The organism is Celeribacter sp., from assembly GCF_048261515.1.
Lineage (GTDB): Bacteria > Pseudomonadota > Alphaproteobacteria > Rhodobacterales > Rhodobacteraceae > Celeribacter.
This window is the reverse complement of the sequence record NZ_JBLXFZ010000002.1, coordinates 94,641-107,450: the sequence shown is the minus strand read 5'-3', so window position 1 is coordinate 107,450 and position 12,810 is coordinate 94,641. Positions and strand designations below refer to the sequence as shown.

The following is a 12,810-nucleotide window of genomic DNA, read 5'->3' as shown; positions in this document are numbered from 1 at the left end:
TGCTTTAGTCATAGGGACGAAAAATTTTGGAAGCCGAGCATTTTTTAAAGTGCTTAGCGTAGCCTTAAAGAGTACGCTAAAAATACCTATGGACTAACCTTCGGATAGAAAACAAAAAAATGTTACACTCAAGTCTACTCTCTCAACTTGAAGAGGTGGCGCATCGTGGATCAATTCGAGCAGCTGCTGAAGTTTTAAACGTTTCTGCCTCATCTATTAATCGAAGAATCCTGCGACTCGAGGAAGAGGTGGGCGCGCCGCTCTTTGATCGACATGCTGGCGGAATGCGGATGACTGGCATCGGAGAGGTTGTACTGGCCCATGTGCGCCAGACCCTTTTGGATCATGAGCGGATGCGAAGACGTATTCGCGAGATGATCGGCACCGAAGGTCCAAGGGTGCGGATATCGGCAATGCACGGCATGACCGCTGGAGTGATCCCATCGTTCTTAAGGCTTTTCAGGTCCCGACATCCTGAAATCAATGTAACCGTTCGCAGTCAGGCCGAGGCATTGATCGAGCGTGACCTAGCAACAGGTGAATGTGATCTTGGGCTAGGGTATTCGTGGCCAAGTGGCGCAGGTATACCCGCGAAATGGGTGTTTACGGCCCGATTGGGCGCAGTCATGTCGCGTGATCACCCGCTGGCGGGGCATCATGTTGTCCGCTTGGCTGACATCGCGGATCAACCCATAGCGCTGCCAGATGAATCCGTAGCAATCAACCTAATGGTGACGGAAGCATTTGCCGCAGCAGGCTATCCCCTGCGTCCAATCATTCTGTCCAACTCAATTGAGCTTTTGAAATCCATGGCCCGCGCTGGCGAGGCTATGACCTTTCTAAGCCGGATCGACGTCGACGAGGATTTAGCTGATGGGCAGCTCGTATGTGTGCCCATTCACGCAGGCGACATTGCAAGCCACGAATTGCGCATTGGGCGTCGAAAGGACAGCAATCAGGATCACGCAATTACTCTGGCAGAGGATTGCATGCGCGAAGTGATTTCCCGCATCGAGCGACCTCGCCCCGACCCTGCCGAATTCATTGATGTATAAATAGACTGGTCGCGGGCCTGTTTGTCGCCGCGCCAATTCTCTGAGCGCTGGCTGTAATCGCGTCCGCGCCACAGATTTATGGGTGCAAGAGAAGTCCTAGTGCGGGACAATGAAACGAACGAGAATTACGGACGAACAGATCACCGGCATCCTTCCGCTGCCAGATACTGAAACCGATCTAACATATGATTAATGCCAATCAGCGCGTGTAAGGTCCATTTTTTACCGCTGCATGATAAAATGATCCAAATTCGGCAGCAGCTACGTATCCCTTTCACATGCAAACAAGCATGAACAGAAAAAGGGAAGGCAATCTGATGAAAACTATCCGCAAATTTACCGCTGTCGTGGCAACCTTCATGACAATGGGTGCCGCCGTGAGCGCGGCAGACATCGTCGAAATCGCATCGGGTGACGAGCGCTTCTCGACACTCGTGGCTGCGGTCAGCGCCGCTGGCCTGGTAGAGACGCTGCAGGGTCCTGGTCCGTTTACAGTATATGCGCCAGTGAACGACGCTTTTGCTGCGCTGCCTGAGGGCACTGTGGAAACTCTGTTGGAGCCCGAGAATAAAGGCCAGTTGACCAATATCCTCCTTTACCATGTCGATGACCGCAAACTGACCGCCGAGATGATCCCGAACGGTTCAAACTATTTCAAGCCGGTGCTGGCTTCAGAGCGGTTGTGCATCACAAAAGACTCGTCAGGCGTGTCGATCGCCGATGGCACCGGTGAAAGCGCGAACGTGATCATCGCAAATATCGAGGCCGACAACGGTGTGATCCATGTGATCGACAAGGTTCTGCTGCCTGGCACCCGTCCAGCCTGTCACTGAGGAAATTCCTTTATCGACAAAAGGCCCCGGCTAAGCTGGGGCCTTTTTTGGTTAACGCACACTGAATAGCCCCTAGTTTCTTAGGCGCCTTGCAGCTTCCGTTGTTGCTGTCTTTCGAAGTCTGCTGGTGACAACATCCCATTTCTAGCGTGCTTGCGCTTTGGGTTGTAGAACATCTCGATGTAATCGAACACATCGGATCTTGCGTCTTCTCTGGTTTTGTATGTCCTGCGCCGGATGCGTTCGCGTTTGAGCAGGTTAAAGAAGCTCTCGGCCACGGCACTCGACCATTGTTCTTGAACCAATGGCGAACAAGGTCTCGTTCATGACAATTCCCACGACGGCTCATGCTGTGTTCCAGATTGTGATGTTTGAGAAACGACGCCCAATCAATACTTGTGAATTGTGATCCTTGATCGGAATGCATCAGAACCTTGCTCGTTGGTTTGCGCCTCCAAACAGCCATCAGCAGCGCCTGTAGCACAAGGTCTGTTGGCTGCCTGTTTTGCACAGACCATCCCACAATACGCCGTGCAAACAGATCGATCACAACAGCCAAATACGAGAACCCTTCGTGTGTTTTGATGTAGGTAATGTTTGTGACCCAGGCCTTGTTGGGTGCCTCGACATCGAATTGACGATCAAGCGTATTGTCAACGACGACTGATGGCTTGCCACCATACTTTCCGGGGCGACGTTTGTATCCGATTTGTGCGGATATCCCAGCCAGTCTGGCCAATCGGGCCACACGGTTTGAACAGCACGTCTCACCTAGATCGCAGAGATCGTCGTGCAGTTTACGGTAACCATAAATGTTGCCGTTTTCTTTCCAAGCATCCTTGATTAACTTCGTCTGGCGTTCATCTTCCTGCACATGTTGGCTTAACGGATTATTAACCCATGCATAGAAACCGCTCGGATGCAGCCGCAAGCAACGACACATCGCGCGAACCGAAAACAACGGACGATGCTCGACGATAAACGCATACCTCACTTTGCATCCCTGGCGAAGTACGCGTTCGACCATTGTCCTCGGACCAATGGCGGAAAATGGTCTCACCCTTTTTTAAGATATCGCGCTCCTCAGATACGCGGGCCAGCTCCCTCTTCAGCCGCCTGATCTCGGCTGCCTGCTCTGTGCTTTCGTTGAGCTGTTTGCGCGGCTGCGAGAACTGGGCCTTCCAAGTGTAGAGCGACTTTGTGCTGATCCCCAGCCGCTCCGAAACCTCTGCAACCGAGTAACCTCGGTCCACCACCTGCGCGACCGCGTCACGCTTGAACTCATCTGTAAATCTAATCCCTGACATCACTGTCTCCTTGCTTCCAAAATTACCAAGCAAGGCGTCTACAAATCTAGGGGCTATTCAGATCTTGATGCCCAGATCGAAGCCTTTGTCGTCCACTACATTCATCAACGCTACCATGAGAGCATCAACAACGTCGCACTCGCAGATGTCTACTTCGGGCGTGACAAAACCATTCTACAACGACGTGAAAGGATCAAACGGAAGATACTCGAAATGCGGCACTTGTATCAAAGGCCACGCGCCGCATAATCAAACCAACCAAATGAGCCGAAATCTCTCTTAATTTAGGCCGCCATTGGTGCTAAAAAACTCTGACGATGGACGGTCGGCAGTCGAATGGTTCGCTGCAACATGCGGGAGGTATAACATTGGTCAAAGCACTTGTTCTCGAAGAAAAAGGAATACTCAATATTCGGGACATCCCCTTGGAGCAGGCCTTGGGGCCTGCCGATGTTCGGATCGGCATTCGCACAGTCGGTGTCTGCGGCTCTGATGTTCATTACTATACGCATGGGAAAATTGGGCCTTTCGTCGTTAACGAGCCGATGATTCTCGGGCACGAAGCGGCGGGCGTTGTCCTTGAGACAGGTGCGGACGTGACGCATTTAAAGGTCGGCGATCGGGTCTGCATGGAGCCGGGCATTCCCGACTTAACGTCCCGAGCGTCGAAGTTGGGGATCTACAACGTTGATCCGTCGGTCAGCTTCTGGGCCACCCCGCCCGTTCATGGGTGTTTGACGCCTGAAGTCATTCACCCTGCAGCGTTCACTTATCAACTGCCCGACCATGTAAGCTTTGCCGAAGGGGCAATGGTCGAGCCCTTCGCCATCGGGATGCAAAGTGCGCTGCGTGCGCGTATCCAGCCCGGCGATATCGCGGTTGTAACGGGTGCGGGCCCCATCGGAATGATGACGGCTTTGGCCGCTTTGGCGGGGGGATGCGCCAAAGTTTATGTTGCCGATCTCGCGCAACCCAAACTGGACATCCTCGGTGCCTATGAGGGCATCGAAACGATCAATATCCGCCAAAAGTCTGCCGCCGAAGCCATCACCGAGGCTACCGACGGCTGGGGTGCAGATGTTGTATTCGAATGCTCAGGCGCCGCGCCCGCCATTCTTGGACTGCCTGCGCTCGCGCGTCCTGGTGGGGCTGTGGTGCTCGTCGGAATGCCTGTTGATCCCGTGCCAGTAGATATCGTCGGGATGCAGGCGAAAGAACTCAGGATCGAAACGGTCTTCCGCTACGCAAATATCTATGATCGGGCCATTGCGTTGCTCGCTGCGGGCAAAGTGGATCTCAAACCGCTGATTTCGGCCACGCTGCCGTTCAAGGACAGCATCGCCGCCTTTAATCGAGCTGTTGAGGGACGTGAGACAGATGTGAAAATCCAGATTGATATGGGAGGGGTCTGAAGCCGTAGTATGCCCTGCGTGCGAAACGACCTTTCTTCTCTGCAATCGAAGCCACAAACCATCGGGGTCATGCTCATCATGCCCCCGATGGGGCAAAGCCACCAACTTTTCCAACGCATTCACATACCCGTGCCCCCCCCCTGTGTTCATGGGGGCTTTAACCTGTGCGTTTTCTCGAAATCTAGCACCACACAGAGATAAAAAGGAAAGCCCGCTTAGCGGGCTTTCCTTGATAGCACCCCAACAAATCAGGGCCATACGTCAGATATCAAAATTCGACGGCAAGACGATCATTTCGCGAATGGTCACATTGCGCGGCCCCGTGAGCATTGTAACATAGACGGGCCCGCGGGACACTTGTGAGGTTACTGTAGCTTGTCTCTGAGAACTGCGTAGGGGGTCTGGCCGTTGTAGGCACCGTGAGGTCGAGCGAAGTTGTAGAGCCGTTCCCATTGTTCCAGCTTGGCCTCTAAGTCGACGTCACTTTTGCAACCGAGGAGCTGATAGAACTCCTGTGATCCTGACCTGCCACTGACCCTTCATCCAGCCGCGACCGGAGTTCAGTGGCTGTTTACGCCATTTGGCGCGAGGTTAGCAATCGCCCGACGCGCGAAGCTTTCATCTCGCGCAGCAGGTCAACTTCTTCTCCGTCACAGGGGAAGATTTTAGTCCGCCGTTGGAAGCTAAGGCTGAGATGCCAACTTGTATTCAGTAAGAATCAGCAAATCGTATTGCCACCATCAAGCATCAGGTTAGCGCCATTAATCATGGCAGCCCGTTCGCTGGCTAAAAATAGCGCGGCGCTTGACACTTCTTCAGGTTGTGCAAAACGGCCAACAGGAATTTCGGCGCGCGCTTTCTCGCCCTTTTCGCCAGACCAGCCGACCAAAGCAAGCTCTGTTTCGACAACCGTAGGTGAGATTGCATTTGCTGTAATGCCTCGCCGTCCCCACTCTAGCGCAAGACAATTAGTCATCCCGATCAACCCAGCTTTGCTGGCCGAATAGGCGACGTGGTCTTCAATGCCAATCACGGCAGCTTGGGATGCAACAGTGATGATTCTGCCCCAACTATTCTTAAACATATGTGGTGCAACAGCGCGGGAGCATAAATACGGGCCACGCAAATTCACGGCCATTGTTAGATCCCAGTCAGTAACAGAGAGATCTTCTGCTGGAGCGAGGCGGCCAATCCCTGCATTATTGATTAAAATATCAATTCTACCGAAATACGTGGCAACTTCGGCAATTATCCGATCTACTTCTGCTGCGTTGCTGACATCACAAATCCATCCCTTGTGCGCACCACCAATATGAGATGCGACCTCGGTCACTATCGGGTCAATATCCAGCAAGGCGACGCTTGCGCCTCCATTCGCAAAGGCCTCTGCTGTTGCAAGGCCTATTCCCGCGGCAGCACCAGTCACCACGACAACGCGCCCATTGAATTCATTCGTTTCAGCTTTCTTCGTCGCCATTTTCGAAGCCACCTTAATAAGTTCGAGGTAGAGGCATGCATTATGCCTCTACCAGTTTGCAAATTTTACTTCAGAAAGTCAGCGGCGTTTTCGCTGGTAATGAACGTCCATGGAACGGAATATAGTTTATCCGTTCCATCACCCCATGGCATGCTCTCAGCGTAGGTATCCCAAATTACGGATTGAGGTTCATATCCGGAACCGATCAAGTGGCGCAATGTGATATCCAACGCGCCCTGAGCCTGTGCCAAAGAATCTTGTGCGATAGTCATCACCATTTCACCTTCGCTTACGGCGACAATCGCATCGGTTACACCGTCAATGCCTGCGACAGGAATAGTTTCAGGATCAATCCCCGCAGCCTTCATCGCAGCAATTGCACCAAGACCCATCTCATCGTTTTGAGCGATGACACCTTTGATCTGGCCAGGATAGGCTGTCAGCCAGTTTTGCATCAATGCAAAAGCTTCAGATCTTGACCAATTTGCGGTTTTGGCCTCTAAGAGTTCAATTTCGCTGTGCTGTGCAAGTACTTCGTCAATGCCTTGACCTCGTTGAATTGCTCCTAGCTGACCGACTGGTCCTTGGAAAACAACAACTCCTCCACCGTCAGGCAAGTTTTCAATTACAGCTTGTGCAACACGACGACCAGCTTCGACATCGTCAGACCCGATATAGGACACACTAAGATCCGTGTCACATGGGCCGTTCGACCCTATCACAGGTAAATTTGCATCAAGTGCGCGTTGAATAACACCTGCGCAAGCATTTGAATCAATTGGGACATAGATCGCAGCATCGTACTGCTGTGTGATCATGTTATCAAATTGTGCGCTTTGCGTCGATTGGTCGTATCGTCCATCAAAGATGTTAAGATCAACCAGCCCAGATGCGATAGCTGGATGGCTCTCCAGATCTTTGGACCAGCGCTGTGCATATTCGTTTTGGAGCCCGTAAACCGCGCCACCAACACGCCAAGATTCTTGGGCCTGTACCGCAGATGCCGATGCGAACAATGTGCCCGCTACCACAAGCGGTGAGAGCAAGGATCGTGTATTCAGTTTCATTTTAACTTCCTCCAAGTCAGGTCCTGCGCCCTCTCGATATGATATCGAGAAAGACAGCGAGGACGATTACTGCACCCTTAATGACGGGTTGCAGATTCGATGAGGCGCCGACGAGATCGAGGCCATTATTGATGATGCCGATTAAAAGAACGCCAAAAAGGGTTCCGATGATGCTACCGCGCCCACCTGAAAGACTGGTTCCGCCGATAACGACCGCTGCGATTGCATCCAATTCATATCCAACGCCAGTTTGGACCTGAGCCGAGCTATTCAACGCAGTAATAACGGTACCCGCGATCCCTGCATAAGCACCGCATATTACGTAGACCCCGAATTGGATCCACTTAGTCCGAACTCCGCTAACCCTCGCGCTTTTCTCATTGCCTCCAACGGCATAGACATAGCGTCCGAATTTACTATATTTCAGAACAATTCCAGCCAGTGTCAGCATAGACAGGAACATAATGACCGGAATGGGAATGCCCAAAATGCGGCCAATCCCTAAATCTACAAAGTCGGAACTAAGAGATGAAATCGGCATACCGTCATTGTACACACGGGTAAGCCCGCGGGCCGCACTCAACATGCCAAGCGTAGCGACAAAGGCAGGAATAGTAAGAAACGCTATCAAGGCCCCGTTGATCGCACCCACGGCGATGCCCGCAAGCACCCCTGCGCCGACACCGACCCATACGGGGAAGCCGGCTTCTCGGGTGACAAAACTCGCAGCAACGATGCCCGCAAAGGCAAGCACGGACCCAACCGAAAGGTCAATGCCGCCATTGAGGATGACAAAGGTCATACCTGTAGCCAACAGGCCATTTACTGAGACTTGCAACATGACATTGCGCAGGTTGCCTGTGGTCAAAAAATACTGATTGGAAAAAGACATGATTATAAAAACGGCAAGAAAGGCGAATATGATCCCATATCTCCCGAATAACACCTTCAGGCGTTGTTTCAGGTCCCCGTTCACTGTGATGTCAGGTACTTTTGTCATTTTATGTTGCCAACTCTGTAAGGTTTGCATGCGTGGCTTCATCGCCGTTCACCATTCCAGCCAGTGCGCCATCTCGGAACACAAGAATGCGGTCGCTGACCTGCAGGATTTCATCCAACTCGGATGAGACCACGATAGCTCCGTTGTCCCGAGCCACGAAATCTTCGATCAGTTTGAAAATCTGTTGCTTTGCCCCCTCGTCTACGCCGCGAGTTGGTTCATCACACAACAAAAGTCGGGGTTCTGTTAGTAAGCATCGGGCAAAAACAACCTTTTGTTGATTTCCGCCACTCAGACTTTCGGTCAAAAGATCTTGAGATGCGGTTTTGATCTGCAATAGTTTGATCATCTTTGCCACCTCCTGCCGCTCCCGTTCTCTCAAAACAAAGCCGAAGCGACTGAAAGAACTCAAAGAAGACAGAGCAATATTCTCACGGACAGAGCGGCATCCAACCAACCCAGTTTCCTTGCGATCTTCGGTAATTAGAGCGATCCTATGGTGCTGCGCATCCCGAGGAGACGTTATTGTTACCTTTTCACCATGAAGGAACATTTCGCCCTCATCGAAGGGCGATAGCCCATAGAGACAGTTCAAAAATTCACTTCTTCCCGATCCAACAAGCCCGTAGACGCCCAAAATTTCACCACTGGATAGCGATAGACTTATGTTGTGAAATTCGTTCCGGCGAACGGCTCCTTTGACTTCTAAGATTTTATCTATTCTCGCTTCACGAGGCTGAGCTACATGTCGGTGCAATGGGCGCCCGACAATTAACTGAACTAATGTGTGGCGATCTAAATCAGCCATATTTCCAGATTGAACGAACTTTCCATCACGAAAAATTGTATATTCATCACAAATTTCGAAAAGTTCGCTTAGTCGGTGCGAGACATAGATGATCCCGACCCCGTGAGATTTCAGGCCCTGGATTGCCTGAAAGAGCATTTGTGTATCTGCCTCACCTAGCGCAGATGTCGGTTCATCCATGATTAGAATTTTCGCGTCACAATTGATCGCGCGCGCTACTTCGACCAGTTGTTTTCGAGCGACGCTAAGGCTGCTGATCAACGCATTTGCAGCAATCGGGAAACCAAGGCGGTCAAGTAGTTCCTGTCCGCGCTTCGTGATTTCTTTGTAGTTTATAGCACCTAAACGCGTGGGTTCGCGGCCTAATGCAATATTTTCTGCGACCGTTAAATCTTCCACAAGGCTTAATTCTTGAGTGATGATCGCAATTGAGGCATCAAGCGCGTCGGAGGGGCTGTTGATGTTTGTCAGCGTCCCGTTGATGTAAATTTCACCGGAATCAGATGCTGTTAACCCCATCAGGATGTTTAGAAATGTGGATTTCCCAGCACCATTTCCGCCGCAAAGCGCATGAACTTTACCAGACTGCACCGCAATTTCACCATTGGTAAGTGCTGGCACTCCGTTGTAGCTTTTGGCGACACCTTTCGCCTGTAAAAGTAAATTTCCCATGCTCCCTCCCCAGAGCTATTTCAAACGCAAACACGCAGTACGAATTTTATCTCGTGAACGCCTGTACGTTGCCTGCATCAACGTTAATGATGTTGCCCGTTGATTTGGCCGATTGCTCCGAGGCGAAGAAATAAGCAGCTTCAGCGATGTCTTCGGGAAGGACCGAACGTTTTAACATAGAGCGATCCCGATACATCTCTTCCAACCCGTCTTTATTCGTCCCATAAGTACCCGCTCGTTGGTCGAGCCATTCACCCTCCCAAATTTTAGACCCTTTCAACACCGCATCTGGATTTACCACATTCACCCGTACGCCCATCGGTGCGCCTTCCAACGCTAGACACCGCGCCAGGTGAATTTCTGAAGCTTTAGCGGTGCAATACGCCGATGCATTCGGGGATGCAGCAAGACCGTTCTTCGAGGCCACAAAGACGACAGAACCACCTATGTTTTGCACCTTGAACAGTTTGAATGCCTGTCTACTAACAAGGAAATACCCAGTAGACAGGATCGCCATATTCTTGTTCCACAATTCCAACGTCGTGTCCTCTACTGGCGCTGAACTGGCGATGCCTGCGTTTGACACCAGAATGTCGATACCGCCAAATTCAACGGCAACATCGGCATAGGATGTGATAACCGCGTTCTCATCTGTGACGTTCATGTTCACAGTACGAACCACGTCTGCGGAATAGCGCTGTGCGAGGGTGGCGGCTGTTTCAGCTAAGGCTGCATCATCGATATCAGCCAGCACCACACAAGCGCCTTCGCGCAGATAGCGTTCTGCGGTTGCGGATCCGATTCCACCTGCTCCGCCCGTGATGAGCGCCACGCGACCAGCCATGGATTTGGGTGCGGGCATCCGTTGCAGTTTAGCTTCTTCCAAAAGCCAGTACTCGATATCAAATGCTTCTTGCTCAGGCAGACCTTGATATTCCGACACTGCATCGGCATTGCGCATAACGTTGATCGCGTTGACGTAGAATTCTGCGGATATACGCGCAGTAGCTTTATCTTTAGCAAAAGTTATCATGCCAACGCCGGGGATCAGGTACACGACCGCATTCGGGTCGCGGATCGCAGGACTGTCGTCACGTTTACAGCGGTCATAATAAGCTTGATAGCTTTCACGGTAGGCTGTTACAGCATCGGATAGGCCACTCAAGGTCGCTTCAATGTCCGGTCTGGCTGGATCGAAATCCACAACCAGTGGTTGGATCTTTGTTCGTAAAAAATGGTCCGGGCATGATGTGCCCAGAGATGCAAGGCGCTCCATATCTCGCGCATTGACGAATTCCAGCACAGCGTCACTGTCGGTGAAATGTCCAATCATATGCTGTTGGGTCGACACCATGCCACGGATCGCAGGCATCAGACGAGCGGCAACTGCGCGGCGATCTTCGACACTCAGGCTTTGATGCTTAGCCCCCCCGAACACTGGCTTTCCAGCGGTCTGCGCAGCAAACCAGTCCATTGCTTTTTGAATGATTTTTAGCGTCAACTCATAGCATTCCTGCGCATCGTCTGCCCAAGTAAACAGTCCATGGCTTTCTAGTACGACCCCTTTTGCGTCAGGATTATTTGCGCAGAAATTCGACAGCCACAATCCAAGTTCAAAACCAGGTTTTTTCCATGGCAACCAACCGATGGTATCACCAAAAATCTGCTGAGTAAGTTCCTTGCTGTTCTTGGCTGCCGCAATCGCGATGATGGCATCTGGGTGCATGTGATCAACATGCTTGGCGGGAATGTAGGCATGCAATGGGGTGTCGATACTAGCTGCCCGCGGATTTAAATTGAACGTACAATGGGGGAGGTAAGCAACCATCTCGTCCTCAAATTCCACCCCGCGATAGATGCCACGTAACGCGTTTAGCTTATCCATATATAGCGTTGAAAACCCGTCCATCTTGATGGACCCTAAATCCCCGCCAGACCCTTTGACCCAAAGGACCTCCACCATGCCCCCAGACACGGGATCCTTCTCCATGACCTTGGCGGAAGTGTTGCCGCCCCCATAGTTCGTAATTCTTTTGTCCAACCCCAAAAGGTTCGATCGATACAGAAGCTTTTCGGCTTCTCCCATTTCATCTGAAAGAGAGGTATTCCATTTATTTTCAAGGCTCTGAACAGAAGTAGAAGATGTCATTTTCGCTCCGTAGGTGGCGGATAATATGCACTTTGCCCAATCAAGTTGCGTCTTCACCCCCCCTCTGTCAATCACAAATAATCAAAAAACATCAAATTAAATCGCTTTTGAAGGTTCATGACTGAAAATGACGGCCGCGCGCTTGACAAGAAGCGCGAGTTTGCGGCACAAGAATTTTGACAAAAGGGACAACTCATGCACGAAAAAGACCGCCACCGCGTTATTCTATCCGCCGTACAGGATCGAGCACTAGTGACTGTGGTTGAGCTATGTGCGCTAACGGGTGCGTCAGAGGCGACGGTACGCCGCGACATCAATGCGCTTGATGGTCAAAAGCTGTTGCGCCGTGTTCGCGGTGGAGTCGAGGCTTTGAGCACTAAACCCTTTGTCGGGCTAGCTGGGAGGCCATTCAGCGTCAACGAACGCATGAAAATTGTTGAAAAACAGGCCATTGCCACCGCCGCTGTAGAGCTTTGTAAAGATGGAGAGCCTATCATCATTAACGGCGGAACAACAACTTTTCAAATGGTCCACCCACTGGCTTCGCGGCGTATGCAAGTCTTCACAAATTCATTCCCAATCGCCGAACATTTGCTGAAGAATACTTCGAACACAGTAATGTTGTCTGGAGGGATCGTCTATCGTGAGCAAAACATCATCCTGTCTCCTTTTGAGGGTGATGTGACCCGCAACTTTTATGCAAAACGTATGTTCATGGGGGCATCGGGCATTGGGCCTCTGGGCCTGATGGAGCAAGATCCACTTCTGATTCAGGCCGAGGAAAAACTGATAAGGCAGGCCGAAGAGCTAATTGTGTTGGCCGACAGCTCAAAATTTAAAAATCGTTCCAGCCTTGTACTCTGTCCGCTCGATCAGATTGATACGATCATCACCGATGACGGCATTGATGACCGTGCAGCAGCCATGCTGGATGCAGCAGATGTCACACTGACTGTAGTTCCCACAAACGTTGCCCCAAAAGAAAGCGCGGCGTCACGGCCAGCCTGACGCAAACTAATTATCAAGGAAG

At 51.3% G+C, this 12,810-nt stretch carries 9 protein-coding genes and 2 pseudogenes; 4 read left to right on the top strand and 7 right to left on the bottom strand.

Annotation, left to right across the window (positions count from 1 at the left end; genetic code table 11):
- The first annotated feature begins 119 nt into the window (after nucleotides 1-119).
- Together ACN0SC_RS05420 and ACN0SC_RS05415 are read left to right on the top strand one after the other, a co-directional pair.
- Nucleotides 120-1,055 (top strand): LysR family transcriptional regulator, encoded by a 936-nt coding sequence (locus ACN0SC_RS05420; protein WP_417248647.1) that lies wholly within the window; start codon nucleotides 120-122, stop codon nucleotides 1,053-1,055.
- 365 nt (nucleotides 1,056-1,420) lie between these two features.
- Nucleotides 1,421-1,888: a fasciclin domain-containing protein gene (locus ACN0SC_RS05415; protein ID WP_417248953.1), complete on the top strand. Its 468-nt coding sequence runs from the start codon at nucleotides 1,421-1,423 to the stop codon at nucleotides 1,886-1,888.
- Nucleotides 1,889-1,968: 80 nt separating this feature from the next.
- Here the strand turns inward: ACN0SC_RS05415 and ACN0SC_RS05410 are convergent.
- A pseudogene (locus tag ACN0SC_RS05410) lies at nucleotides 1,969-3,195 on the bottom strand (IS3 family transposase).
- A 368-nt stretch (nucleotides 3,196-3,563) separates the two neighbouring features.
- Here ACN0SC_RS05410 and ACN0SC_RS05405 point away from each other — a divergent pair.
- Complete coding sequence (locus ACN0SC_RS05405) at nucleotides 3,564-4,607, top strand: NAD(P)-dependent alcohol dehydrogenase (RefSeq protein WP_417248646.1); 1,044 nt, start codon at nucleotides 3,564-3,566, stop codon at nucleotides 4,605-4,607.
- A 365-nt stretch (nucleotides 4,608-4,972) separates the two neighbouring features.
- Here the strand turns inward: ACN0SC_RS05405 and ACN0SC_RS05400 are convergent.
- The 6 genes and pseudogenes from ACN0SC_RS05400 to ACN0SC_RS05375 all read right to left on the bottom strand — a co-directional run.
- Nucleotides 4,973-5,140: pseudogene (locus ACN0SC_RS05400) on the bottom strand (integrase core domain-containing protein); the annotation flags it as partial.
- 185 nt (nucleotides 5,141-5,325) lie between these two features.
- Nucleotides 5,326-6,084, bottom strand: coding sequence for a GolD/DthD family dehydrogenase (locus tag ACN0SC_RS05395; RefSeq protein ID WP_417248645.1), 759 nt, complete (start codon nucleotides 6,082-6,084; stop codon nucleotides 5,326-5,328).
- A 65-nt stretch (nucleotides 6,085-6,149) separates the two neighbouring features.
- Entirely contained in the window at nucleotides 6,150-7,151 is a 1,002-nt protein-coding gene (locus ACN0SC_RS05390) for a substrate-binding domain-containing protein (protein WP_417248644.1), read from the bottom strand.
- Between the two features lie 16 nt (nucleotides 7,152-7,167).
- The gene (locus ACN0SC_RS05385) at nucleotides 7,168-8,181 is read right to left on the bottom strand and encodes an ABC transporter permease (protein ID WP_417248643.1); all 1,014 of its coding nucleotides are present in this window, start codon (nucleotides 8,179-8,181) and stop codon (nucleotides 7,168-7,170) included.
- Nucleotides 8,153-9,631, bottom strand: coding sequence for a sugar ABC transporter ATP-binding protein (locus ACN0SC_RS05380; RefSeq protein ID WP_417248642.1), 1,479 nt, complete (start codon nucleotides 9,629-9,631; stop codon nucleotides 8,153-8,155). Before ACN0SC_RS05380 ends, ACN0SC_RS05385 begins: the two co-directional genes overlap by 29 nt.
- Before the next feature lie 46 nt (nucleotides 9,632-9,677).
- Complete coding sequence (locus ACN0SC_RS05375; protein ID WP_417248641.1) at nucleotides 9,678-11,780, bottom strand: bifunctional rhamnulose-1-phosphate aldolase/short-chain dehydrogenase; 2,103 nt, start codon at nucleotides 11,778-11,780, stop codon at nucleotides 9,678-9,680.
- Between the two features lie 195 nt (nucleotides 11,781-11,975).
- Between ACN0SC_RS05375 and ACN0SC_RS05370 the strand changes: the two genes are divergently transcribed.
- Nucleotides 11,976-12,788 (top strand): DeoR/GlpR family DNA-binding transcription regulator, encoded by an 813-nt coding sequence (locus ACN0SC_RS05370; protein WP_417248640.1) that lies wholly within the window; start codon nucleotides 11,976-11,978, stop codon nucleotides 12,786-12,788.
- Nucleotides 12,789-12,810: the final 22 nt, after the last annotated feature.

What these genes read in the sequence shown, in the direction of transcription:
- ACN0SC_RS05370 (WP_417248640.1), top strand. Translation starts at nt 11,976, where the DNA reads ATGCACGAAAAAGACCGCCACCGCGTTATTCTATCCGCCGTACAGGAT.
- ACN0SC_RS05380 (WP_417248642.1), bottom strand. Translation starts at nt 9,631, where the DNA reads ATGGGAAATTTACTTTTACAGGCGAAAGGTGTCGCCAAAAGCTACAAC.
- ACN0SC_RS05375 (WP_417248641.1), bottom strand. Translation starts at nt 11,780, where the DNA reads ATGACATCTTCTACTTCTGTTCAGAGCCTTGAAAATAAATGGAATACC.
- ACN0SC_RS05390 (WP_417248644.1), bottom strand. Translation starts at nt 7,151, where the DNA reads ATGAAACTGAATACACGATCCTTGCTCTCACCGCTTGTGGTAGCGGGC.
- ACN0SC_RS05385 (WP_417248643.1), bottom strand. Translation starts at nt 8,181, where the DNA reads ATGCAAACCTTACAGAGTTGGCAACATAAAATGACAAAAGTACCTGAC.
- ACN0SC_RS05395 (WP_417248645.1), bottom strand. Translation starts at nt 6,084, where the DNA reads ATGGCGACGAAGAAAGCTGAAACGAATGAATTCAATGGGCGCGTTGTC.
- ACN0SC_RS05420 (WP_417248647.1), top strand. Translation starts at nt 120, where the DNA reads ATGTTACACTCAAGTCTACTCTCTCAACTTGAAGAGGTGGCGCATCGT.
- ACN0SC_RS05415 (WP_417248953.1), top strand. Translation starts at nt 1,421, where the DNA reads ATGGGTGCCGCCGTGAGCGCGGCAGACATCGTCGAAATCGCATCGGGT.